Genomic DNA, 22,872 nt, shown 5'->3' with positions numbered 1-22,872 from the left:
AGAAACGATTACGACAGACATGACTGAACTTATGATTTCAAAAAATTTCTCTTCCTTTAAAACAACATAGCAAATTCTTTTTCTAAAAGAAACCAATCTTCCGATTTTTGGTTATGAAGGGCTGATTTTCTTGTGGTTATTTGGTTTGAACTAAGTTTTAATCTGCAAATAATTAGCCGCTGGCTATAAAAACCCATTTCTAATGAACTATCAACGAAAATCCAGACTTTATGATCGATGTGACCATTTCGTGACCAATTTAACTAACAATGAAATCCTTGGAAATCTAGGGGGTTTTTTGTGGGCTGCATCATTCCGCCCATTCCGTCTATCAACTTCGTCGTTTTTTGTATCCTTTCGAAAAATTGGCATAAGTGGGTTTCGAATAAGAATTATTTTGCCGACTCTCTTGTTTTTATATACTTTTCGTGCTTTATTTGTGATTTTTTCATTGTTGATTTATTTCTTACTGATAAGAGAATATCTGTATATTTTATCTATTCTTACAAATGATATAAGAAATCAATCACTTAAAAGAAGCGAGGTATATTATGTATTACTACAAAGAGGAACTGATAAATATCATTAAACCGGACAAGCCTGACCCGGCAGCCGCTAAGGTGTTGCAGGAAATATTGGGCGGACATTTTGGAGAAATGCGTACGATGATGCAGTTTTTTTTTCAAAGCTCAAATTTCAGGGGAGAACAGAAACAATACCGTGACCTGCTCCGGGGCATTTTCTTAGAGGAAATTGCTCACGTTGAACTAGTGCAAAGTACAATTAATGCTTTATTAGATGAATCAGGCGGCGAAGGAGTCGGCAATCAAGGTGCAGATCAGGCTCCTCTCAATGAAGCGATTAAAAATGCTAATCCTCATCATTATATTATTGGGGCGCAAAGTTCACTTCCCGTTGATGCAGGAGGAAATCCTTGGAATGGGTCATGGGTGTATAACCACGGAAACTTAATCGCCGACCTGCTGGATAACTTGCTTCTTGAGTCGACAGGCGTGCTGCAAAAAACAAGGATTTATGAAATGAGCTCTAATCAGACATTTCGGGAAACCCTTGCTTTTCTTATTGTACGCGACAATGCTCACCAAAATGCGTTTGCTAAAGCGCTCGAGACATTGGGAGTTGACTGGGCGAACCTTTTTCCTGTGCCGAATTACGACATTAATAAATATCCCGAGTGCAGAAAGTTTGTTGAATTAGGCTACCACAATGCCCTGTTTAACTTCAGGTTGGATGAGACAAGAATCGGAGAAATCTATCAAGGGAAATCTCCAAGCCGTAATGGCGGAGAGTTACAAGTAACAGACCCTCCGGCAGGATTTCCTGTACCGGTGCTTCCGGAAATACCGAATGAACACAGTCCCGGATTAGGCGATATGAATGCCTGATCAGGATGTATGAAGGTGCTCAAGAAATCTCTTGAGCACCTTTAATTTTGATTGATTATGCTTATTCGTTAATATAGAATTTTAAGGCTGCTTTAAATCATTTGTGAACTATCCACTCTCTATATCATGATTAAAAAATTAGCGAATGAAATGATATAGAGATGCATATTTCATCGACATCTCAATCCTAAATGTGGTAAAATCGATGACAATGAAAGAAAGGGCGGATTAAATGTATATGAGTATTATTATTTTAGCATCCATGCTTTTATGGGGTGCATTAACCCGTGAACTAAATAAACCTTCAAAAAAGCAAAACAACCAAAAAATTGTATCTTTGATATCTTTGGGCTCTTTATCAACTTTAGTTATTACTATTTCGCTTTTTCAAAAACTTCCGTTTTAAATTTGTTTATAACTAAATCCTTAGTATTAAATTATTCATTATTATGCTTTTTCCTTGAAACAAAAGAGGTTAAAGTAGTTTCAAGTGAAAATAGAGACGCTATTACAGTAATATCACTATTTTTAAGGAGTCAGTTGGATGTTTATAAAATATAATGAATATGATTTACTGGAACTTTTTGAGATCGAGCCAGTCAGTATAGCTGATGATCCAGAGGCCGGCGAATTGATTTATACTTATAAAGATAATCAAAACTTCAAGTTAATTTTAACGCTAGATGTTTATCAACTAACTTGTAGCTTGGATATAACCTATAAAGATTCCGCAGTATTTACAGGTGTTTTTCAAAACGTAACTAGCATTAAGAAAGTTGAAGACTTCATGGTTGTAAGTATTAGAGAAGAAGAGAGAATAAAAGTAAAATTCACTAAGCAAATTGGAGTAGAGTTACTTTAAGCTTTTAAGTTGTATTGAAAAAACTTTCCTTAGCGGGATGAGATTGCATTTATCGAGTGCTGTTATTTATCTCCGTCTTTTTTTAGACTCTCCTTTTTAAAAGAACTTTTAATAACGTCTTTACTTAATAAAACGATATCTCCTCATAGTCAATATCATTGATCAGGTGTCCAATGGTTGCAATGCGTTCATCTTCTAATTGTTTAATAAACTTCATATAATATGTTTCCCACTCGCTCTTTGCTTCAACACAGTCAGCAACAATGTCAATGAAATTGAGAATTCCCCCTCTTAATTCTTCATAAAATACAATTTTCGCAAAAATGGCCAATTCAAAATTCCCAAACGTAGCAAAAAGTGCGTCATATTCGTCGTCAAACAGACATCCCGAATTTAGCAAATCCAAATAATCATGTAGTGAAACAAAATGATCGCGGATCAGTGATATTTTTTCTGCTGTGTTCTCTCTTTCCATGATGCAATCCACCAATTTCCGAATTTCAATATCACTCATGCGATCATTTTCATTTAACATTAAGGCTATTGGTTTTTCTCTCTCTTCAATTTCTCTGATGATCAACATTTTGAAGCCATCAATTTCCGCAGCGTTATTTACCCTTTGAATAAATTCATTGCGATACAAATTGATATAATCAGTAATCGTTTGATCTGTCTTTAAATCCCGTTGTAACCGATCAAATGCTTCGTTAATTAAGTTTGCCCTTTTTTCAGCATGGCAATCACTTAACAACCGACTCAACCTGTCATATTGAACTTCAGAAATTCTGACTTGATTGGCTTCGCCCCCGGATAGCAGTGAAAAAACAGCATTGTTTATCATTAACTCAAAAATATTAAAAAGTTCTATGCGATAATTAAAGCGACATATTCTCCCGAAGTTTGTCAAGATATACATTAAATCGTGATGGTTAAAAAAGTGACAGAATCTCGTTTCTATCAGCAGTCGCTCTAAATACTGTTTAATATAAAAAACACCTTGCAGTTCCATGTTATCAATGGCTAAAGGATAGTCAATGCTCGCCATCGTATTTTGAGCTTCAAAAATAATATTATAATGATTCATAAATACAGGTAACGATTCGTCAATGGTTAAATGATAAGCATCAACAGGCACATCTAATTTTAATTTTTTTACGTCTTGATACAATTGTTTAGCTTCTTCAAAATAACAGTGAAGTAATTCGACACCTTTGGTATATATTTTTTTTATACTATCAGAATGTAAATATACTATGGCCTCTTCAGGTTTCTCAAAATGGAGAGCATAAGCATCTATTGCATACATGAGAGAAACCATAATCCCTTCCGCCGTTTCTGTAGTAACCGACGTACTTTCCCCTTTGGTATACTGGCCAATCAATCGTTGCAGGATTTGCATAATCTCTACCTGTATCTTGTAAGCTTTCTCGCTGGTAATAACTCCAACACTTTGGCCTTCTTTTAGAAGCGACAACATATATTGGCTTTGCTTTAACTTTGATTTATCAATCGTAAAATTTGAAACCAAATCATAGCGATTTAAAGTGTTATCTAAGTCCATGTTATTCATCACCTTTATATAAAGACTCACTTCTCATCGTATCTCTTCTGAAACACTCCGCGAGTTCCTCCATTTTACTTCTTAATATCTCTAAAGACCCGGCAGAAGGCCCGTTAAAACACTCCATCATCTGATGAATCAGTTTCATGTCCCCTATCTTATCTTCTGTTTCATTTCTGAGATAATAAAAAATCTCCTGAAGCTCGATTAACGTTTCGACATAATTATCCTCATCCATATAGGGCGAAGCAGCAAACACCTCAATTAATTCCTTTAGTACTTCAATCCCCAGCTCTATACGCCCATGATCATGAAGCACTTTATTTCTATAAACGATTAATGTTTTTATATCGCTGGGTGTTAAGATCAGGCCATGCTCTTTTGTTTTTTCATTTAATTCAAGCAGTTCCATCATAGGTTTTGATTGAGGGGATAATTGAATGGAATTCAAAAAACGAGATAAGTTCATAACCTCTCTTCCTTTCAAAAGCATCTTTTTTTAAAAAAACATTGACTTTTTATTTCTTGTGTGTTATAATAAAATTAGTTTACTTTTTATTAACATTCATTAATTTATTCTATTTACTTACATATGTCAATAGTTGTTTTTCAGCAGCATTGTTTCTTTCCCTTTTAAATCAGCTTTTTATTCCTCAAGCCCCATTTTCATTCCCCTTCAACTCAACAGATTTCTTTCAAAATTTTTATCTGCTTATACTTCATTCTGTTAAAATTGTTGTATTACTTAACTTTTCTAATTTTTTTAATCTTTTGTCTTAGACCCGTAAATACCATCAGTAGACGGTCCCGCCGCTTTCTGGACGTGTAGCCGACTATACCTTGCTCTCTTGGAGCCAAAAGAACAGCCAACGGTTCCCGACACGTACAGCCGCTCCTTTCTCTTAATTCGCTTGTCACCTTAAAGATGCCGTACAGCAGCGTGTTGGATGATTTCTTTCCATTTGTACTGACTTTTAATAAGGCTGCAGCTTACAACCTCATTTTGTTAACCTTTTTTGTTGCATAGTCTCTTTCTGTTATGGCTATAAAAGGTGTCCATTTCATTTTCGACAACAAAAGCAATAAAGACATTTCAATAAGGAACTCTATACTAGAGAGTAAGTGAATGTCAGTGTTCATAGTGAGAACTTCGAAGGAAATATAATGTCCGCGTTGAAAATAAACGGTTTTGTTCTTCAGTAAAAGAATGAAATAGACCTGAAGAAATCAAATCTATAAGAGTTAAAATGAAATAAAGATGCTTATTTCATCGACATCTCAATCCTAAATGTGGTAAAATCGACGACAATGTTAACCATAAAAAGGAGGATTATGCGTATATGAGTATTATTATTTTGGCATCTATGCTTTTATGGGGTGCATTAATTTATGAACTAAGTAAATCTTCAAAAAAGCAAAACAACCGAAAAATTGTATCTTTGATATCTTTGGGCTCTTTATCAACTTTAGTTATTACCATTTCGCTTTTTCAAAACCTCCCGTTTTAAAAATTGTTTATAACTAAATCGATCGTATATGTCGTCGGTGTGGTATTGTTATAAAAAAAATCCTTCTTGCAAGAAGGATTTTTTATTCATTATTCTCTTCTTTATTATCCAATTCTGGAAAATAATCAATCATTGATTGAATATCTTCGACAAATTCTTTCTCTGTATATTGACCATCCGCGTCTACTCCACCCTTTTTTGTAATTCTGTACAATTCTTTAGCAGTTTTTTCAAAATTAAATGAATATCCATTGTAATTTCTTAAATCGTCATAAGGAGGAGAAGTCACTGTTAGATCAATGGAACAGTTATCTATATGCTCATTCATAAACTCGATGCAATCGTAATTATGTATCTTATTTAAAATGTTGCAATCTATTTCCCTTCACTCCCCTTTTCTCTTTAAAGAGATATTTTAAGTTTCACAAACACTTCACACATTGCTAAATTTTTACATGCTATACTAGACTTGTAACACAATCAAAACCTAGGGGGCAAATCTTATGAATAAGTTTTACAAAGGATTGATTGTTTCAGCATTATCTATTTCTTCATTAGCTCTTCCAGCGTTAACAAATCAAGCATCTGCCCAAGAGCCAGCACAAATTAAACAAGTTGTAAAACCTGCCGATGCCATTGCAACAGTAGATTTTCATATGCTAAGGAATTCTAATGTTTTGTTGTTAAATGGCTATACAAGATGGGAAATAGTTTCTGGCAGCCATCTTATCAGCATAAGTCCTGGTGGTGTCGTATCTTCCCATTCTTCACTCGGTACAGCATTGGTTTATGCTTATGATATCAATGATAACTATGTGATTTATAAGATTACTGTAGAACCTCGGTAAATTCTTGGTAAAAGGAGTGATTATTCACTCCTTTTTTATACGCCTAATTACAAAGTTAATAATGTCATCCTTACAGGCTTCTAAAGCTGATATCTTTGATACCAAAGCCGCAAGACTAGCGCGATCCGGCTCAGAATGTTCCTCCCGTTTGGCTTCATTCTTCATCGCCTTGATTTGAGTATCCGAATCCAACTTGATAAGGGACTGGTACATCTCCCATTATTTTTTGAAAGTAAATCTTATCGTTTAAACAAACATAAAAAGTCCCCCTGTTTGTCGGAAAATTGTCGTTTTCATTCCAATAAAATAAACAAAAAAGAGAGCAGATTGAAGTCTGCTCCCTGCAAAAATTTATGATTTTTCATTATCAGATAATCTTAGAACCGCAATACTCAATAATATTAAGCCTATAAACGTGCCGTATTTTCCGGTATCTATATCTGTAAGTGGGGCTACAATATATTCAATTAAAAATATAATAATAGCTATTGAGACCAATATACGATTCATTTGACATTATCACCTCAATTATTAACCATTTCTCTAAGGAAAAATAAAAATGGTACCAGGTACCCAATTATAAGAAATTCCGTACTTTCCATTATCAGATATTTTTTTATAACATACTTACCAGCAAACATTGCCCCTGCAAACATGAATTCAAATGCATCTTGACTAAAGGATATTCTACTGAAGCACCTTGTTTCACTCTACATTTTGCTTGAATTGACATCTTACTTGATTCCTTAGAAAGACTGACTGTAGCAGAATCAACTAGTGTTTTATGCCCATCAGTTAACAAATATTGATCAACTTTAATCGCCTCTTTAGAGGTTCCTTTATCTAATGTTTTTTGATCAATAAAATACTGTTTTCCGCCATATTCAAGTGTATAAGATGCTTCATCTTCAGACTGGCTTATAACATTCATTCCAGAAGTATTAGTTTTTGCCTTTTCATTCATCGATGTCTTAGCATAAGATGGAAGTGCAAATCCGCAGACTAAACTTAATACAAGTAGCAAGCTTACAATTTTTGTTTTCAAATTGTTATCCCTTCTTTAACGAGACTAACATAGTCATAGTGAAAAATATACCATATAACGATAAAATAGGAATTTTTGCCCTCAAAATACTAACTACAAAAAAGCACTCAGATTATTCCGAGTGCTTTTACTATACGATATATTGCACGCTGTTTTATTTCATAATAGGTGTCCTTTGATGCCGAGTTCCATATATATTAACATCTTTGACCCTAAGCTCATTAAAATGCTGGTTCCTTTTGCTTCCTCATATCTCCAATAATGATCATGCTGTCCAGGATACTTTTCATTTCAGTATCCGAATATTGTTAGTGAATAATCGCCATGCTTTCTTCCCCTTAAAATACAACATGGGCCTTTCATAGATTTCTAAAGAGAGCTTGTCCGTTTCTTCATTCTCAAAATTCGCAACGAAGCCATTCAGATCTCTCCAGCCGTGTTCAGGAGCGACTCGAGCACAAAAGTATTCAAGTAACATCCGATATTTATTCATGTCAGCAAAAAGATTGACATGGATTCAACGAATAGATTTGAAGAGTATATCTCCACGATAAGATGGAGTAATTTTTTTATTGATTTTTTTGTGGGTGATTTGTGGGTGATTAATGTTCCATCTTAAAATATTAAAAACACCCACAAAAACAAAAACCCCCTGACACCACTGGTGCCAAGGGATTCCTAGATTAATACTGAGACATATACTGCTCGCGCTCCCAAGGGTAGACTTGTGTGCGGAACATATCCCATTCGATTTCTTTTGCTTCGACGAAGTGTTCGAATAAATGGTCGCCGAGGGCTTTGACCATGACTTCGTTTGATTTGAATTCTTCGAGAGCGTCTGCGAGTGTCGCAGGATGGTCTACGATTCCGTTTTCGAGGCGCTCTTCTTTTGTCATGACATAGATGTTGCGGTCGATCGGAGCCGGTGCTTCCAGCTTGTTTTTGATGCCGTCAAGTCCTGCTGCAAACTGTATACTCAAGTCTATAGTTATCATGAAAAAATCCCTCTTTTGACAGGTGAAGATGTTACAAACGCCTCCTTTTCTCTTATAAACATTTTTGGTAAAATTAAGTTGTTGGTTGAAGAATTCAAAATGCGGGAGTGACCAGCAATGCTTTTGTTTTTTGGTAAGTTTATCTTGCTCTATTTGCTTTGTTCAGTTGCATACGCCTTTTTCAACGTGCTGTATTACAATATCGGCAAAAAATTTGTTTCAAAGACGGTCGATGGTACAAAATTGAATTGGGCTTTAAATGTTTTTGTTAAAAACGGTACGAAAATGGATAGTAGTGATTACTTTATTATGGCTGTCTTAGCAGCTTTATTGGCGATCTACTTATAAAAAAGCTCCTGGAATTAATCCAGGAGTTATTTTTATTTTGTTGGATATCCATTATTTTTACAGAAGGCTTTAATCTTCTTATGTTTTTTTGAAAACTTTTTGCATGCTTCTTTGATCCCATGTGTGTAAATGTCTTTTAAGAACTTTTGAGCAACACCAGCCAATCCCACAGCTGTTAAAATTGCAATTAACTCCTGCAACGAAATATATACAACCCAAGGTAACGCAGGCACAAACATAGGCTTGATTTGATTATCGCCTTTTACCGCAACCTGTTTCCCTTCCTCTAAAAATTTCACTTGTTCTGTTGGTAAGTTTTCATAAAACATCGCCATATTTGTTACTTGATCTACAGAAAAACCAATTTGGAGTGCTTTTTGACGGTCTACAGAATATGTAAAATCATCATTGGTTTTCAATGCTTCTTTTACAAACTTCTTCGCTTTTTCCATGACTTTTTCATCAACATTTTGCACAACATCGCTAACTTCTTGATGATTGATCAAACTTTCTGTTGCATTTTTTGCCTGTACTGTAGCCGCTGGCGTAGTCAATACTACTGTGGTTAGGAGTGCAAATACTGAAAAAAACATTAACACCCTAGCCTTCATACTTTTCACACCAAAAACAACCTCCTATAGTTTATATTTACAAGTAATATATTAACATATAAACCAACTATATGGAATATCTGTTTTTGAGAATTTTACAAACTTTTAATTTTCTATCTGATAAAAGATTAGTATAAGAAGGTTCTCAAGATAGAGGACGTTGTCTTCACTTCAATAAAGTTTCAATTTTTGCTTTCGTTTATGGCCCGTATATACAATTCGCAGACAGCCCGTACATCAGCTGGAACCGTTTGACTGCGTTCGCTACTTTCGGTCCGTATAGCCATCTATGCCGTTATTCTTTGCCCCTTTGTCTAGATAGAAATAGAGGGCAGCTAAAGCCTCCTGAATCTGCCGGACGGCCGTCCCTTTCATCAGCGGGCTTTTTACCTTATAGATGCCAGACGGCAGCGGGTAGGATGATTTTTTGCCGCTTGAGGAAGGCTTTTTCTTTGATGCTTCCACGGCTGCCAATGCTTTTTCTGTCGCTGGTCCGTAAATTCCATCCACCGTGATACCGGCTTTCTTTTGCAGAGCTTTGACGGCCCGCACCGTTTCATTGCCATATGAGCCATCGACCCCATACTTCGGCAGAGAGAAGCCTGCGGCAATCAAACGTTTCTGCAGCATCTTGACCTGGGAACCGGACGACCCTTTTTTCAGAATGGTTCCTGTGGATTTGCTTGACTGGCTCGTGGATGATGTTGTCTTTGACACAGTTTTATTCCCAAGCAGAGCATTAACTTTTTTCCTGAATGCCGCCAGCTGGCTGGAATCGCTCACCCACGGAGCCGGACAGTTTTTGTTTGTCACATCATAGTGCCGCACAATCTTGTCTGTAGAAAGGCCGTGACGCTTGCACAGATCGGCGACCAATTCAGCGGCATTCTGAACAGTTTCACTGTGAATCTTGCCGTCTTTTTCGACACACATTTCAACACTGATTGACTTTGTGTTAGCGTTCGGTTTAAGGAAACTCACATAACAGCGGTTTTTATCATGTGCATGGTACGCAACTTCATTTTCACGGGTAATATGCTGCGCCTCTTTACAGTCCACAAAATAATGGGCTGACGCGTACGTTTGTCCACGATACACGTTCCCAAAAAGATCGACACGGATTCAATGAATAGATATGAAAAGTATATCTCCACGAGAATGGAATAATTTTTTTATTGATTTTTGCGGGTGATTTGTGGGTGATTAACGTTCCATCTTAATATATTAAAAACACCCACAAAAAACCCCCTGACACCACTGGTGCCAAGGGATTCCTAGATTAATACTGAGACATATACTGCTCGCGCTCCCAAGGGTGGACTTGTGTGCGGAACATATCCCATTCGATTTCTTTTGCTTCGACGAAGTGTTCGAATAAATGGTCGCCGAGGGCTTTGACCATGACTTCGTTTGATTTGAATTCTTCGAGAGCGTCTGCGAGTGTCGCAGGAAGGTCTACGATTCCGTTTTCGAGGCGCTCTTCTTTTGTCATGACATAGATGTTGCGGTCGATCGGAGCCGGTGCTTCCAGCTTGTTTTTGATGCCGTCAAGTCCTGCTGCAAGGAGTACGCTCAAAGCAAGGTACGGGTTCGCAGAAGGGTCTACGCTTCTGACTTCTACGCGCGTGCTGATGCCGCGGGAAGCCGGGATACGGATCAACGGGCTTCTGTTTTGCGCGCTCCATGCCACATAGCAAGGTGCTTCATAGCCTGGAACAAGGCGCTTGTAAGAGTTGACAGTCGGGTTTGTCACAGCTGTAAAGCTTGTTGCGTGCTTGACGATACCGGCGATGAATTGCTTTGCCGTTTCACTCAGCTGAAGGTCAGCGTCTTTGTCAAAGAAGGCGTTGGCGCCGTTTCGGAAGAGTGATAGATTGCAGTGCATGCCTGATCCGTTTACGCCGAACAACGGTTTTGGCATGAATGTTGCGTGCAGGCCGTGTTTGCGCGCAATTGTTTTAACAACGAGCTTGAACGTTTGGATATCATCGCAAGCGCGGATGGCTCCAGCGTATTTGAAGTCGATTTCGTGCTGTCCAGGTGCAACTTCGTGGTGTGACGCTTCGATTTCAAAGCCCATTTCTTCGAGCTCAAGTACTATGTCGCGGCGGCAGTTTTCACCAAGGTCAGTCGGCGCAAGGTCAAAGTATCCGCCTTTGTCATTCAGTTCAAGGGTAGGCTCGCCTTTTTCGTCAAGCTTGAACAGGAAGAATTCCGGCTCTGGTCCAAGATTGAAATCTGAGAAGCCCATATCTTCCATTTCTTTCAAAATGCGCTTCAAGTTGTTGCGCGGATCGCCTTGAAACGGCGTGCCGTCCGGATTATAAATATCGCAGATGAAGCGGGCTACTTTACCTTTTTCGGCGGTCCATGGGAAAATCACAAATGTATCTAAGTCAGGGTATAAGTACATATCGGATTCTTCAATGCGGACGAATCCTTCGATTGAAGAGCCGTCGAACATAACCTTATTATCAAGTGCTTTTTCCAGCTGGCTCACAGGAATTTCAACGTTTTTAATCGTTCCAAGAATGTCTGTAAACTGAAGGCGAATATATTTTACATTCTCCTCATTTACTAGTTTAACAATGTCGTCTCTTGTATACTTTGCCATTCGTAAAACTCCTCCTCTAAAAGGTAAATGTATATAGCAATGCAGTTGCTAACAAATTAATGAAAAAACCTGGACATGTCTCCCTGGCGGAATGTCGTCCCTCTCTGGAAACGGCCTGCTTGGATAAGCTCGTTTTTCAGCAGTTTTCTCAGTTCTTCATCCGACAAGTTGTGTTTCTCTGCTTTTTTCGGCTTGTCTTGTTTGTCTTCTTTTTGTTCGTTTTCTGTTTTGGCGAAAATTTGTTTGATCCCTGCCATGTTTACACCTTGTTCGATCAAATCTTTAATTTCGAGCAGCTTATCTACATCATGGAATGAAAATAAACGTCTGTTCCCTTCGCTTCTTGCAGGAAATACCAGTCCATTTTCCTCATAATACCGAATTTGTCTTGCGGACAGTTCGGTCAGCTGCATGACGATACCTATCGGAAATAAGGGCATTGAGCGGCGAATTTTATCACTCATCTCAATTTCCTCCTTTTCTTATATAAATTTATTATATGTGATGTTATATAATGTGTCAACACGATGTAAGGATTCTTCACATGAAAATATTCTTTATTTTCTTTACATTAATCCCTGCTTCATGAGCGCATCCACAGCACTGCATATCGCATTCTTCACATGGGAATAGGTTAATCCGCCTTGGACATATGCCACATAAGGCGGTCTTATAGGGCCATCCGCTGATAGTTCAATGCTTGCTCCCTGTACAAAAGTGCCGGCCGCCATAATAACATCGTCTTCATAGCCCGGCATATAGCTCGGATACGGCGTGACATGAGCATTGACAGGAGAAGCGTACTGAATCGCCTGACAAAACGCGATCATCTGCTCCGGGGTGGAAAATTCGACAGACTGGATCAAATCGGTCCGCTTGCTGTCCCACGAAGGATTCGTCCTAAAGCCGAGCTTTTCGAGAAAGCGGGCTGTGAACACGGCTCCTTTTAATGCCTGGGAAACAACATGCGGCGCAAGGAAAAAGCCCTGGTACATCTCCTGGAGGGTGTACAACGACGCACCGGCTTCACTGCCGATTCCAGGTGACGTCATTCTGTAGGAGCAGGCTTTCACCCATTTTTCCTTGCCGGTGATATAGCCGCCTGTTTTGGCGAGGCCGCCTCCCGGGTTTTTAATCAGCGAGCCTGCCATCAGATCCGCTCCAACATGGCACGGCTCACGCTCTTCTACAAATTCGCCGTAGCAGTTGTCGACGAAAACGATGATGTTTTCGTTTATTTCTTTAACAAAGCGAACCATCTTCTCAATCTCATCAATTGTAAAAGACGGACGGTCGGCGTATCCTTTTGAACGTTGGATTCCGACGACTTTTGTCTGCGGTGTGACGGAAGCTGCCACGTGATCAAAATCAACGGCTCCCTCTTTAGTCAGCTCGACATGGCTGTATCCGATCTGGAAATCCTTTAAAGACCCTGAGTTTTCCTCACCTCTGACGCCGACGATCTCTTCGAGGGTATCGTACGGTTTGCCTGTGATGTAAAGAAGTTCATCCCCCGGGCGTAGAATGCCGAATAAAGCAATTGATATCGCATGGGTTCCCGAGATGATCTGCGGTCTGACAAGGGCCGCTTCACCGCCGAAGACGTCGGCATAGACTTTTTCCAGCGTATCGCGGCCAATGTCATCGTAGCCGTAGCCAGTCGATGGTGTGAAATGTGTGTCCGATACTTTGTGCTTTCTGTAGCTTTCAAGCACCCTCCACTCATTTCGTTCACTGATTTCATCAATTGTTTTATGGATCTGAGCGATATCGGTTTCAGCCTCCACCGCCGTTTTCTTTAGTAGATCTCCGTGTTTTAATGTCTCAAACATGTTCTGCAGTGTCCTTTCCTACATATACTTCTTCAGCTCTCCCAAAATGTTTTGATCAGGGAGAATATATCCTTCCACTTCATATGCTTCGCGACCTTCGTCAAAAATGGTGCTTTTCGTCATTGTCTCAGACTTGATTCTCGACAACAGCCTGCCTTCTGAAGCGGGAATTCTCACATCATACGGAACGAGCAGCTCCTTTTTCAGATAGTCTTCAACCGCCTGCTTAAACAGCGGCAGGTCTCCGTCTATTTTGGCGCTCGTCATGATATGCCCTCTCCCTGAAGAAGGGATGAAATCCGGCCGCTTCCGGTCTCTTTTATTATAGACGGTTAAAACGGGAATATCGTCGGCTTCAAGCTCTTCAAGAAGGCGCTTGACCGTCGCTTCGTGGCCTTCGTAGTCTTCGTGTGAAGAATCGATCATATGAAGAATCAGATCGGCTTCTTTTACTTCTTCGAGCGTCGATCTGAAAGCCGCGATCAAAGTCGTCGGCAGATCCTGAATAAACCCGACCGTATCTGAGAGCAGCACGCTGTATCCGCTCGGCAGCGTCATTTTGCGGGTCATCGGGTCAAGTGTGGCAAACAGCAGGTTTTCTTCATAGCTGTCGGCGTCTGTAAGCCTGTTAAACCATGTCGATTTCCCTGCATTGGTGTAGCCGACGAGCGCGATTTGCAGTACGCCGTTTTTCTTTCTTCTTTCTCTGTATCTACTTCTGTGGCGAATGACGGTAGACAGCTGAACATTGATTTCATGAATCCGGTTTCTGATATGGCGCCGGTCGGTTTCCAGCTTTGTCTCTCCGGGACCTCTTGTTCCGATTCCGCCGCCTTGCCTTGACAGGTTGATTCCCTGGCCGCTCAACCGTGGGAGGGCGTATTGCAGCTGCGCCAGCTCAATTTGCAGCTTCCCTTCCCTTGTCCGCGCGCGTTTGGCGAAAATATCGAGGATCAACTGCGTTCGGTCGATGATTTTCACGTCAAGCGTTGTGACAAGCGCTTTCAGCTGACTCGGCGACAATTCATCATTAAAAATTAAAACATCAGGCAACAGCTCTTCACAGAGCACCGCCAATTCATCTACTTTTCCTTTTCCGATATATGTAGCAGCATCCACACGGTTCCGCTTCTGCGTAACCGTGGAAACAACCGTTCCATCGGCCGTTGTCGTCAGCGCGGCGAGCTCTTCCATCGAATATGAAAAACGCTCATCAGACACGTGGGGAAGCTGGCATCCGACTAATATGGCTTTCTCTTTCATGACGTCCTGTCCGTTCAAGTGATCATGTTCCTTTCTTAACGTTAGTCAATAAGCAGTACTATCATAACAAACGAAGGGAGCGGTTGCCAGAAATCCTCGAAAATAAAAAAAGAACGCGCCATTATACGTGCGGCGCGTCTTCCTTCAAGTCGAGATCCTGGCTTTTGATGGTTATCAGGTCATTCTTTAAATAGCAGTCTCCCATCAGCAGTCTCATCGCCTGCGACCGGATGGATTTTTCGATCAGGTTGCGGACGAAGCGGCCATTGCTGAACTTCGCGGGGCTGACCGTGCTTTTGACGGCCATCAGATGGTCTTTCAGCTTCCATTCGGCCTCAGGGCTGAACTGATATTCCCTTTCCGCCATCATCCGTTTCGCAATGTCCATCAGCTGGCTGACTGAGTAATCGGGAAAATCGATGCTGATCGGAAACCTTGACTGAAGGCCCGGGTTTAATGAAAGAAAATGATCCATTTCCCGCGAATATCCGGCGAGGATTAAAATAAATTCGTTGCGCTTATCTTCCATATGCTTGACTAATGTATCGATTGCCTCCTTGCCGAAGTCTTTTTCTCCGCCTCTGGCAAGGGAATAGGCTTCATCAATGAACAGGATCCCGCCCATCGCTTTTTTGATTAAATCCCTCGTTTTTTGCGCCGTATGACCAATGTACTCACCGACGAGATCGGCGCGCTCCGCCTCGATCAGATGGCCTTTTGAGAGAACATTCATTTCGTAAAAAAGTCTGCCGATCAGCCTGGCGACGGTCGTTTTTCCGGTTCCCGGATTTCCTTTGAACATCATGTGTAGCGCCTGTTTTCCGGCTTTAAGGCCTTGTTCTTCGCGCTTTTTATTGACGAAAATCCAGGCGTAGATTTCCTTAATATTGCGCTTCATTTCCTCCATCCCGACCAGCGTGTTCATTTCCCTTTCAATTTCCTTCAGAATGCTGTGTTTGGCTTCATTTTTTTGCAGTGCGGCCTGATATTCGGCTTCAGCCTCTGAATTGGCCAAAACCTGCTTTTGACCGTTCAGTATGATATTGATTTGTCCGTTGTTTTTATAAGTAACAGCCCTTTCCAACACACTCACCTCACCATTCTCTCTTTATATCCTATTCATGGCGCGCTTAAGCCGTGACAGACGCCTACATGACTGCGCATTCCGATGTTTTTTGAGAAGGACGGGGCAGGTCTTGTTGAAACCTGCGCTTTCCCGAGAAATACTTTATTTCTTATTGTATTCAGGTAAGCTGTGCGGACAAACCAATTTTTTATTTCTGTTTGCCTTTTTGGTAAATGCTTAACGGGTTGACATGATTAATCGTAAAAAATGATGAGTGATGAGGTCTTTAGGGAAATGGAGCCAGTCCGTCTGAAGATGTGCTGCGGCTGTTGCTCGGCTCAGTTCTTTCATCTTCTCTTTGTTAGCTATGCTTTTTGATTGAGTAAATCCTAAGTGATGAAATGCGTGGCAATTAACGCATATTAAATCAAGATCAATTAATTTAACTACTATGTTATCAAAATCATACTCCGATTAAGTGTTTGGTCAATATGAGGTTGATAACCCCATATACTACATGGGGACTCGCGGTTCTGTAGAACTTCTTTTCTGATTTCACCCCACAATGCTCCTCCTACTGCCTTCCTAACAGTTTGCTTATGTAATAATGAAGGTTTAGCATCTATTTTTAACTTAAAATGATCATATTTATCCATGATGCACCTATCTTTAAATTAATAGCGAATACCCGACTTAAATGACTCCAGTTTGATTTCATCGGCTTGCATCTTTCCAATATTCTTTAATATTTCTTCATTACTTTTTGCAATAGCTTCTGCTACACCTTCTATAATCAAATTTATAATCTTTTGCATGTAATAATCATCAATATAATAAAGTATATCAGGATTCTGTTTTACTTTTGACTCAATAATGCCTTTAATCTCATTTTCATTTAACATATACGTATTATAATTCACAAGGACACCTCGTTCTTATATTAATCGACTTTTATTTTCATATCTTATCTGTATAAAATTTATTACTTTTGCTATTCCTAGTGTAAGATCTGCTGTGTACTCTTTAAGATCTTCATATTCTTTTTTAATTCTTAACACAGAAGCTAAACTTTTACTTTCAATTAAAATTTGTTTAATTTCTCCCATCATTTGATTTTTCAAATCCTCATCTCCAAGAAAGAATATAGGTGACAATGAACTATCAAATGTTGAATCATTTAATAAAATGTCGGTCATAATTCGCTGCTGTATGCTATTTCTGTTCCTTTCTAAACGTTCCTCAAAAAACTGATTTTTTTCTTCATGGAGTAGAACGTTTTTTAACTTGGCCTCTATTTCTATATCATCTATACAAAACATATAATTATTAGATTTACTTATTAACTTATTAAAGTACTTTTTAATATGTAATGGTACTTCTATCCCTCTTACATCAGACATTATTCTATTCCAAGCCGTAAAACAAGGAACTGTTTCTTGATATCGAAGCAACTCCAGATCAATTTGTTTAGTAATTATTTTTTGAGGATAATTAATTTTCCTTAACTCCGAATAAAATTTTGTTAGTTCATCATATAATGGAGAATAAATAACATTCTTTCGTGTAATAATACCCTTTATCTTAACTTGATGGGAATTTAATAGAAAAGTTCCTACTAAAGATAATACACTCCCTATAAGAACACCTAACAATCCGATTACACTTGAATTGTTTAAAATATTATTAATTGAAGAAAATTGCACATGTAATGTAGGGAGCAACCTAACTATTAATAAATAGATTAGCAACAGGGTGACAATTGTTATTATTGGTAGTTTTAATCTGATGAACCAATTAATTATTGAGATTTTAGTGTTTACTTTCATTATATCTTTAACCTTTCTAATATCTAGATAAAACGATGGTTTTTATTCGCATTCATTGTAAGTTAAGCCATTCTTCTTCCTTTGGGAATGGCTCCTTATTTGTACGATACCATCCTTTAAAATATGCTACCAAATGCATCATTATCTCTTCTGCTCGTCCTTTAGAATCCATTCCTAATTGAGTAAAACCATTTTTGCTGCTTAATGGATCTTTATCTCCTGGTTTATCGAACTGAACAAGGGCTATATAATACCTTCTGAGCCTGTACCAAAAGGTAATGCTTCCCCCGGAATGGTCTCCAAAATGCATTACATCTACTTTCGGCTTAAAGCCTCTTAATCTTAAGTAATCAGCGATTTCTTCAGCACCAAATTCTTGATCTATTTGCCCTCTTTCTTTGAGTACCAAAATTAACCCCTCTATACGTAAAATGATGATTAGAGCTAAAATTCATCAATTATTAAATTTAAAGCAATAAACAACAGAACAATTGCTATTACAATAATTGTTTCGATAGTATAGGTTTTGTGATTTTTCTTCTTTTACATTTCCTCCCTATATTTTTCTTGAAGCTCTTTCCTCTTCTCATCCATTTTCATTATTAGGCTCCCCTTTCGCCAAAACCAAAGTATGAACCTATTTTCGAGTCGTCTAAACAATGGGCACTTAAGAAACTAAAACGTAAGACATACGAAACCAGTGTTTTGGTTCCATTATACAACAAAGGAAAGAATTATTGGCCAAAATGAGAAACAAATAATATGATTCCTATCCCTGCGCTCATCGCACCAAAAAGATTAAATCATCGTAAAGTCGAAACTTATATCTGAAGGTGATTTAATGGAGAAAGAGTTTGAAACAAAAGGATATGACACATCCACTGTGTACGATTATAAAGTGTATGCTGATGTACATTACGGCCGCTGCGACAATTGCGACTATACGCTGTTCAAGAGCTCTGTTAAAGACGTATATTCCTGCGTGAATGTCGACGCTGCGGGATGAAGAAGGGCATTTAGCCTCTCTTCTTCAGCTGCCCGGTTTAGGTTAAAATGCTTCTTTGCACCTTCTGGAGATCCTTTTTTAATTTAATAGCTGATACATCAAAAAAGTGTAACGATGAGGTAATATCGTCCAAAGCACTTGCATTCGAATCATCATGTGCTTCTGGTAACTTATCATATATATCTTGGAAACTAGAAACCATTGAATCATAATCAACGCAAACATCCCTGAATCGATCAGAAGGACATGAAAAACCTTCACTTGTCTTAATAATAGAGAACTTTGTAATAACAGTGTCCTGCTTTGACTGTTCAATGTTTTCACTGTTACCTTGAGGTTCATTTAGAAATTCCAAGCTATCTAAAGCAGTTCCCATACTTTCAGTTAGTTGTTTGATACTTTCTTTGTAAGACTTTTCTTAACTTGTGAGGCTGTTTTCTGCTTACAGTTTCCTGGTCGTCTGACGATTCATTTTCTTTACTTGTTTGGCTACATGCTGCTAACGTGTGTAGACATGTTAATAGAATGAAGTAACTAAAGTGATGTCTTTTCAAGTTTGTTATTTGACTGGAAACAGATAAATTACATATATTTCAATATTACCATCTTTATATACAGCAATCTTTTCATTATCTTAATCAATCTTTGGATAAGTCTTTAGCATCTTTGTTTTTCCTTGGTGTGCTCTATGCTACAATATAAAAAATGCAAAGTTAAAAGTGAATATGGAACAAACATGCTAATACAATAAAAGACTATAACAGGCATAAAAATTGCTGTAATTATCTTCCCAAAGTTTGAAAACAATACCCGTTCGCCGTTTTCATTGTATTCATCAGCAGTTGCTAAATTTAGTATCGACCGATAAGCTTAATAAAGGAACGCTAATCCAAACATCTTTCCAAGAAAATCAGAAATCGGAATCTCTAGTCAACTAAAAAGCGCAGCAACAACAATAAACCCTAAGATTAGCTGCCATCCTTGTTTAGCCCACCAAATCACGTATAATCCTCCTTAAAATGTTTTAGACCCTATTCAGTTCGTTTATTTAAAATTAAAGCTTGCAATTAATTAAAAAATGTGCAGTCAATGGATACTTGTTGCAGCATTTCATTTCCTTAGCTGTGTCCTTTTTCATATTGTTATTTTTCGTAATAATAAGCTTTGACCCAATAATAGTTTCTATCCTTATTTTCACACCATTCAACAAATCCCTTTGATCGTTCTTCTTTAAACATCACCCAGTCATTCAATAGATCTTGATAATAGTTAAGTGCTTCGTTATTGTTTTTTCTTGTTTGTTCACATTCTACTTTGTTATTTAACTGCCGGGACTTAGCAAGAAGTACCGTATCTTCTTTAATATCGCCAAGATATAAATCTTCAGATATATGATGAAATGAATACCAAAGAGCATTCAAGTTAATATCGATTAGCGTTAATAAGGATAGTTGTTCATTGCTGCCACCACGTCTAAGTGCGTTGTTTAAGTAATCGACACGTTTTTCAGTATTTAAAAACACGCCATACCATCTATATGGTCTTGGATCTTCGGGATTACTCTTCATCCATCTCTCAAGTAAAGGCTTCAAAAGTTCCTCCTCCAAAGGATAAACGAGTATATGATGAATATTATCTGATTCTTCAAATAAGGCAAATAGCCAACTGGCAAAATGCTGTTGTACATTATTATCCCACGTCTTTGCTTCATCAATAAAGGCGGACAATGCTTTAAAGGATTCCTTTCGCAACCCTTTTTCTTTGAGGAAACAAAACTTTTTAAATAATGGATATGCATCCAATCTGTCATTTTTTAAGATATTAGTTAAGACATTTACCATTGTTCACATCTCTCTTTATTCAGGATAAATTCGTAATTTTATTCTAATATCTATGATCGGCACGCTTTCTTTTATTGGATGATTTTTTTACCCACCATTGAGTGCCCTCATAAGACCCGCTTAAAACTTCTATTAATGCCAAATCCCGATCATCCATGGTTTTTATGATTTTTATTCTTTTATACCTTGGTATATCAATTGTATTTACTCCATCACTCCTTAATTCAGATATACTGCCGTAATTCTTCTCTAAAGTTTCGATAGATTTAGCACCATGAATATTCCTGAGAATCTCGATTTCATCCCCTGCCTTGTATTCCCCAGTTCCAGGTAAGAAAAAAACTGCTACAACCGCAAGCGCTAGAAGGACGCCGGCAATTCCATAAAACGCTTTTTTTATGAGTTCTATTAATTTATCCACGAATTTGATTATTGGATTATCTATATATTGGTGTTGTCTCTTTTTACTCGTGATTGCATTCTGCGCTCTTCTTTCTTATTTTAAATTTTCTTTATTGTGTCCTAATGATAGCTTCCATCATCGCAATGAACAGCAAATGTCTTTTCCCCAATCATCTTCAGTTCCCCTTCAGTCTCGTTTTCATCACCAAACCATGTAACCCGATTCTCATTTAAAAACACCTCCAAGTCTTATTTCGGATTAGATCGATCCGATTTCAAACTCGAAGGTGTTTTTTATTTGTCTCATCTTGCGGGGCAGTCCCCTCGTTTGTTTAACAAAAATGGCACGTTTCGTTTTTCTGCCCCATTAGTTTTTTGAACGACGCGAGCGTGAATATGCGGCGTTCTCACTGTGTTATATTGAGGCGCCTTATCTTATGTACGTGACATTCGTTTTCTGTCTAGATAAGCAGTGCCGCTCCATTTATTCCTTCTACACTGACATAACACAGAAAGGGAAAATTAAATTTCTTATCTTTTATTAGGTTTAAAACCTTTTGACACCATGTTTTTTCTTCTTTGGCCAGTCTGAATTTGCGATCAATCAAGATATAACGGCCGAAGTTTTTTGACATGCTATCTGAGTCCTTGTTTTTTTCTAGCTCCGCCATTTTTTTCAATTGGGTATCAATTGTTTTTTCTAAATTTCTGATTCGATCCTGAATTAATTTTATAGAATCTTCCTCTTCCAGCAACCAAATCGAATATACTTTAATAAGAAATTCGTCCCTATTTATTGGATCTGAAGGAGATACGGCGATCCAATCTTCTAACGCTTCTTTTCCCTTTTCAGTGATGGAGTATATTTTTTTATCAGGTTTCCCTATTTGCTCTACATGCTCGTATTCAAGAAATTCTTCTTGTTCCATTTTATTTAGCAAAGGATATATTTGACTATGTTTTGCCGGCCACACTACCTCCAGATACTGAACTAACTCATATCCTGAACAAGGTCTTCTGCCGAGAACGCTCAGAATGGCATATCCTAAAGTATTTATATCATTCACCTCAATCTTAAATGGCGGTTACTTTATACTATTTTTAAATCCAAAGGTTAAATAAACCCTCATTAATACCCAAGTTATACATATAGTATACACCAAAAACAGCACTTATTACACCCGTCGTCATCCCTAGTGTTCCGCTGATTGCTCCTTGCTTCTTACTCAGCACGAAGGGAATTCCAATGATTGTTGTAAAGAAAAGCATACCAATAACTGTTCCTGCACCGAATATAAGAATATATATTGCCGCTTCCCCCACACTCTTTACGGTACTTATCGTTAATAAGACCATAGCTCCGCTTCCTGCAAGACCATGAACTAAACCGATGAATGATGATCTTAAGTATGTTACCTTTTTATGACGGCGCTTATGGTCGCCGCTGCTTTGATGGGTGTGGAGATGTTTATGTTGATGCATATGTACAGGGCTATTCTTGAAAGAAAGAATCGTTTTAACCCCTAAATAAACAAGCATAATTCCTACTAAAAATTCTAAGGACATCGACCATTTTTCTGATATTTGCCCCTTCATTACAATGACAATGATTCCAACTATAAATAATGTTACCGTATGGCCTATGCCCCAAAATATGCCCGCTAAAGAAGCTTGCCATAACTTTTTACTTTGACTTGCAATTGTCGATACCGCAATCACATGGTCAGGTTCAATCGCATGCTTGATTCCTAAAATTAAAGCCAGCATTAAAACCGAGAATAATGTGCCTTCCACAAAATACATCTCCTTGTTTATCTTGAATCTGAAAAAAACCAACA

Annotated in this window: 22 protein-coding genes and 3 pseudogenes; 5 read left to right on the top strand and 20 right to left on the bottom strand. The window is 38.3% G+C overall.

Annotated elements, in window-relative coordinates; genetic code table 11:
- Positions 1 to 551 precede the first annotated feature (551 nt).
- A complete protein-coding gene (locus MHI30_RS09800; protein ID WP_075754524.1) occupies positions 552 to 1,406 on the top strand; it encodes a manganese catalase family protein in 855 nt (284 codons plus the stop codon).
- Between the two features lie 544 nt (positions 1,407 to 1,950).
- A complete protein-coding gene (locus tag MHI30_RS09795; RefSeq protein ID WP_075754522.1) occupies positions 1,951 to 2,268 on the top strand; it encodes a hypothetical protein in 318 nt (105 codons plus the stop codon).
- Positions 2,269 to 2,392: 124 nt separating this feature from the next.
- Here MHI30_RS09795 and MHI30_RS09790 read toward each other — a convergent pair whose 3' ends face one another.
- The 3 genes from MHI30_RS09790 to MHI30_RS09780 form a co-directional block, all read right to left on the bottom strand.
- The gene (locus MHI30_RS09790; protein ID WP_075754520.1) at positions 2,393 to 3,829 is read right to left on the bottom strand and encodes a DUF6179 domain-containing protein; all 1,437 of its coding nucleotides are present in this window, start codon (positions 3,827 to 3,829) and stop codon (positions 2,393 to 2,395) included.
- 1 nt (position 3,830) lies between these two features.
- On the bottom strand, positions 3,831 to 4,298 hold the full coding sequence (locus tag MHI30_RS09785) for a DUF6323 family protein (protein ID WP_075754518.1): 468 nt from the start codon (positions 4,296 to 4,298) through the stop codon (positions 3,831 to 3,833).
- 1,121 nt (positions 4,299 to 5,419) lie between these two features.
- Positions 5,420 to 5,665, bottom strand: a complete 246-nt coding sequence (locus MHI30_RS09780; protein ID WP_237562719.1) for a site-specific DNA-methyltransferase — start codon at positions 5,663 to 5,665, stop codon at positions 5,420 to 5,422.
- 175 nt (positions 5,666 to 5,840) lie between these two features.
- Between MHI30_RS09780 and MHI30_RS09775 the strand changes: the two genes are divergently transcribed.
- The gene (locus tag MHI30_RS09775) at positions 5,841 to 6,185 is read left to right on the top strand and encodes a hypothetical protein (protein WP_073425996.1); all 345 of its coding nucleotides are present in this window, start codon (positions 5,841 to 5,843) and stop codon (positions 6,183 to 6,185) included.
- A gap of 616 nt (positions 6,186 to 6,801) precedes the next feature.
- On the opposite strand, the gene MHI30_RS09770 is transcribed toward MHI30_RS09775, so the two are convergent.
- A complete protein-coding gene (locus MHI30_RS09770; protein ID WP_237562718.1) occupies positions 6,802 to 7,230 on the bottom strand; it encodes a hypothetical protein in 429 nt (142 codons plus the stop codon).
- Positions 7,231 to 7,913: 683 nt separating this feature from the next.
- A pseudogene (locus MHI30_RS09765) lies at positions 7,914 to 8,210 on the bottom strand (type I glutamate--ammonia ligase); the annotation flags it as partial.
- A 132-nt stretch (positions 8,211 to 8,342) separates the two neighbouring features.
- On the opposite strand from MHI30_RS09765, the gene MHI30_RS09760 reads away from it, so the two are divergent.
- Entirely contained in the window at positions 8,343 to 8,573 is a 231-nt protein-coding gene (locus MHI30_RS09760; protein ID WP_009327761.1) for a hypothetical protein, read from the top strand.
- A 32-nt stretch (positions 8,574 to 8,605) separates the two neighbouring features.
- On the opposite strand, the gene MHI30_RS09755 is transcribed toward MHI30_RS09760, so the two are convergent.
- The 10 genes and pseudogenes from MHI30_RS09755 to MHI30_RS09710 all read right to left on the bottom strand — a co-directional run bounded on the left by MHI30_RS09755 (position 8,606) and on the right by MHI30_RS09710 (position 18,194).
- Positions 8,606 to 9,184, bottom strand: a complete 579-nt coding sequence (locus MHI30_RS09755) for a hypothetical protein (protein ID WP_154495906.1) — start codon at positions 9,182 to 9,184, stop codon at positions 8,606 to 8,608.
- 199 nt (positions 9,185 to 9,383) lie between these two features.
- Positions 9,384 to 10,293, bottom strand: a pseudogene (locus tag MHI30_RS09750) (peptidoglycan-binding protein); the annotation flags it as partial.
- Between the two features lie 170 nt (positions 10,294 to 10,463).
- A complete protein-coding gene (gene glnA, locus MHI30_RS09745) occupies positions 10,464 to 11,798 on the bottom strand; it encodes a type I glutamate--ammonia ligase (RefSeq protein ID WP_025811550.1) in 1,335 nt (444 codons plus the stop codon).
- 56 nt (positions 11,799 to 11,854) lie between these two features.
- Entirely contained in the window at positions 11,855 to 12,262 is a 408-nt protein-coding gene (locus MHI30_RS09740) for a MerR family transcriptional regulator (RefSeq protein WP_003182143.1), read from the bottom strand.
- A 102-nt stretch (positions 12,263 to 12,364) separates the two neighbouring features.
- Positions 12,365 to 13,630 (bottom strand): aminotransferase class I/II-fold pyridoxal phosphate-dependent enzyme, encoded by a 1,266-nt coding sequence (locus MHI30_RS09735; protein ID WP_075754513.1) that lies wholly within the window; start codon positions 13,628 to 13,630, stop codon positions 12,365 to 12,367.
- A gap of 18 nt (positions 13,631 to 13,648) precedes the next feature.
- On the bottom strand, positions 13,649 to 14,911 hold the full coding sequence (hflX, locus tag MHI30_RS09730; protein ID WP_075754511.1) for a GTPase HflX: 1,263 nt from the start codon (positions 14,909 to 14,911) through the stop codon (positions 13,649 to 13,651).
- Between the two features lie 103 nt (positions 14,912 to 15,014).
- The gene (gene spoVK, locus MHI30_RS09725; protein WP_003182136.1) at positions 15,015 to 15,980 is read right to left on the bottom strand and encodes a stage V sporulation protein K; all 966 of its coding nucleotides are present in this window, start codon (positions 15,978 to 15,980) and stop codon (positions 15,015 to 15,017) included.
- Positions 15,981 to 16,633: 653 nt separating this feature from the next.
- Positions 16,634 to 16,879 carry a hypothetical protein gene (locus tag MHI30_RS09720; protein ID WP_075754509.1) on the bottom strand — a complete coding sequence of 82 codons (246 nt, stop codon included), beginning with the start codon at positions 16,877 to 16,879 and terminating at the stop codon, positions 16,634 to 16,636.
- A gap of 15 nt (positions 16,880 to 16,894) precedes the next feature.
- Positions 16,895 to 17,785, bottom strand: a complete 891-nt coding sequence (locus MHI30_RS09715) for a hypothetical protein (RefSeq protein ID WP_075754507.1) — start codon at positions 17,783 to 17,785, stop codon at positions 16,895 to 16,897.
- Positions 17,786 to 17,837: 52 nt separating this feature from the next.
- On the bottom strand, positions 17,838 to 18,194 hold the full coding sequence (locus tag MHI30_RS09710; protein WP_075754505.1) for a hypothetical protein: 357 nt from the start codon (positions 18,192 to 18,194) through the stop codon (positions 17,838 to 17,840).
- Between the two features lie 432 nt (positions 18,195 to 18,626).
- Here MHI30_RS09710 and MHI30_RS09705 point away from each other — a divergent pair.
- Positions 18,627 to 18,805 (top strand): annotated as a pseudogene (locus MHI30_RS09705) (hypothetical protein).
- 23 nt (positions 18,806 to 18,828) lie between these two features.
- On the opposite strand, the gene MHI30_RS09700 reads toward MHI30_RS09705, so the two are convergent.
- From MHI30_RS09700 to MHI30_RS09680, 5 genes are all read right to left on the bottom strand, one after another.
- Positions 18,829 to 19,167, bottom strand: a complete 339-nt coding sequence (locus tag MHI30_RS09700) for a hypothetical protein (RefSeq protein ID WP_075754503.1) — start codon at positions 19,165 to 19,167, stop codon at positions 18,829 to 18,831.
- A gap of 766 nt (positions 19,168 to 19,933) precedes the next feature.
- Entirely contained in the window at positions 19,934 to 20,632 is a 699-nt protein-coding gene (locus tag MHI30_RS09695) for a hypothetical protein (RefSeq protein WP_075754501.1), read from the bottom strand.
- A 43-nt stretch (positions 20,633 to 20,675) separates the two neighbouring features.
- Positions 20,676 to 21,053 (bottom strand): hypothetical protein, encoded by a 378-nt coding sequence (locus MHI30_RS09690; RefSeq protein ID WP_075754499.1) that lies wholly within the window; start codon positions 21,051 to 21,053, stop codon positions 20,676 to 20,678.
- Positions 21,054 to 21,495: 442 nt separating this feature from the next.
- On the bottom strand, positions 21,496 to 22,101 hold the full coding sequence (locus MHI30_RS09685) for a PadR family transcriptional regulator (RefSeq protein ID WP_075754497.1): 606 nt from the start codon (positions 22,099 to 22,101) through the stop codon (positions 21,496 to 21,498).
- 34 nt (positions 22,102 to 22,135) lie between these two features.
- Positions 22,136 to 22,828, bottom strand: coding sequence for a sulfite exporter TauE/SafE family protein (locus MHI30_RS09680; RefSeq protein WP_075754495.1), 693 nt, complete (start codon positions 22,826 to 22,828; stop codon positions 22,136 to 22,138).
- Positions 22,829 to 22,872 lie beyond the last annotated feature (44 nt).

This window comes from Bacillus sp. FSL L8-0528 (assembly GCF_038593085.1).
GTDB lineage: Bacteria > Bacillota > Bacilli > Bacillales > Bacillaceae > Bacillus > Bacillus paralicheniformis.
This window is presented reverse-complemented; position numbering and strand designations above follow the sequence as displayed.